The sequence below is a fragment of the Actinomadura bangladeshensis genome (genome assembly GCF_004348335.1).
Lineage (GTDB): Bacteria > Actinomycetota > Actinomycetes > Streptosporangiales > Streptosporangiaceae > Spirillospora > Spirillospora bangladeshensis.
The window spans coordinates 1-1946 of sequence record NZ_SMJW01000508.1; the positions used below are offsets into that span (position 1 = coordinate 1).

At 67.2% G+C, this 1946-nt stretch carries 2 protein-coding genes; both read left to right on the forward strand.

Translation table 11 applies throughout. The features are described 5' to 3' along the window. The first annotated feature begins 31 nt into the window (after positions 1 to 31). Positions 32 to 1048, forward strand: coding sequence for a cupin-like domain-containing protein (locus E1284_RS40415; RefSeq protein ID WP_131945390.1), 1017 nt, complete (start codon positions 32 to 34; stop codon positions 1046 to 1048). Between the two features lie 257 nt (positions 1049 to 1305). Further along, a partial coding sequence (locus tag E1284_RS40420) for a DUF6801 domain-containing protein (protein WP_131945391.1) occupies positions 1306 to 1946 on the forward strand: 641 nt, incomplete at its 3' end.

A 1946-nucleotide genomic window follows, 5' to 3' on the forward strand; every position in this document is an offset into this window, starting at 1 on the left:
CCCGTGCCCACCCCTGAAGGAGAGGACCGCGATGACAACGACGACGACACTTCCCACGGACCAGTGGCGCCGCTGGATCGCCGAGAACCTGCTGCTCGGCAATCCGCCGGAGGTGATCCGCCCGGCGCTGGTCAAGAACGGGTTCACCGAGGAGGAGGCCGCCCGCGAGGTCTCCGGTGCGCTGGCCAGCCCCTACGTGCAGGGCGCGTCCCGCATCGCCAACCGGCTCCGCAAGCGCGAATGGACGCTCACCGTCTACGGGCGGCTCGCCCGGATGCGCGCGCACGGCGGCGAGATCGAGCGCCGGGAGCGGCTCTCCCGGGACGAGTTCTTCGAGGAGTACTACTTCCAGAACCGCCCGGTCATCATCACCGGAATGCTCGAATCGTGGCCCGCGCGCACCCGGTGGGACTTCGACTACCTGCGCGCCACCTGCGGCGGCAACGAGGTCGAGGTGCAGTTCGGCCGCGAGTCCGACGAGAACTACGAGATCAACGGACCGCGGCACAAGAGGCTGATGCCGTTCCGCGACTACGTCGACATGGTCGAGTCCGCCGGGACGACCAACGACTTCTACATGACGGCCAACAACACGTCCCGGAACCAGCGGGCGCTGGACGTCCTCTGGGACGACATCGGCCCGCTCTCGGAGTACCTCGACGGGGACGCCCGGGGGCGCAGCTTCTTCTGGCTCGGCCCGGCCGGCACCAAGACGCCCTACCACCACGACCTCACCAACAACTTCATGGCGCAGGTCGTGGGCCGCAAGCAGATCAAGATGGTGCCGCTGCACGACACCGCGTTCGTCTACAACACCGTGCACTGCTATTCGGAGGTCGACGCGAGCGCCGTCGACTACGAGCGGTTCCCGGCCATGCGCAAGGCGCAGGTGCTGGAGTGCGTGCTCGCGCCGGGCGAGCTGCTGTTCATCCCGATCGGCTGGTGGCACTACGTCGAGGGCCTGGACGCCACGATCACGATGAGCTTCACCAACTTTCTGCGCTACAACGACTTCGCGTCCGACTACACCACCTACAAGCACCTCTGACCGGCCCGCGCGAGCGCGGAAACAAGCATCGGATGATAATCCGGCAAAAAACCTGTCAGATCGCTAGCATTCCTCGCCGCCGGGCCTCCGGAATATGTCGAATCATGCGCGTTCCTGGAAATTCGGAAAGCCATGAGTCAGTTAGTGAGAATGGCCTCGGTTTTGTCAGTCGGCCCTAAAGACAGTGCCCATGGGGGCCGGTAGCTTACCGGCCTGAACAGTCCCGGATTTGCCCGCTCCGGACGAAAGGCAGGACGTTGGAAGCCAAACTGAGCAAGCGCAGGAGGACCGGGGCCAAGGGCCTCGCCGCCGCGGCCGTCGGCGGTCTCGGACTCTCCATGCTCGGCGTGCTCGCCGCCGCCGGACCCGCGATGGCGGAGCCGGTCCACCAGACGATCAACTACCACTGCGTCTTCCCGCTGATCGGCAACCAGCCGCTCTCGGTGGACGTCGAGTCCGACATCCCGACGCAGATCCCGGTCGGCGAGCTGACGCCCGCCTTCCACATCAAGGCGACCGCGCACATCACCGGCACGATCACCAACGGGCTCCGCGCCGTCAAGGCCACCACCCTGGAGGGGACGGCCACCGCCGACGCGGTCCTGTCGGTGCCCGAGTCGCCGGAGCTGCCGGTGGCGGTGGACGTCGTCATCCCGCCGCACGACATCCCGCAGCAGGCCGGCGCGACCTGGGACCTGGTCGCCGAGGGCGACGCCCCGCAGCTGGTCTTCAGCGAGGCCGGTCCGGGCGAGATCTTCGTCCAGAACATGCTGCAGCGCATCGACCCGAAGAAGGCCGACGGCAGCGAGGTCTGGGCGGGCGGCAAGGACGTCCAGTGCACGAAGGACCCCGGCCAGGACGACCCGTTCGCCACCTTCGAGATCACCAACGGGACGCC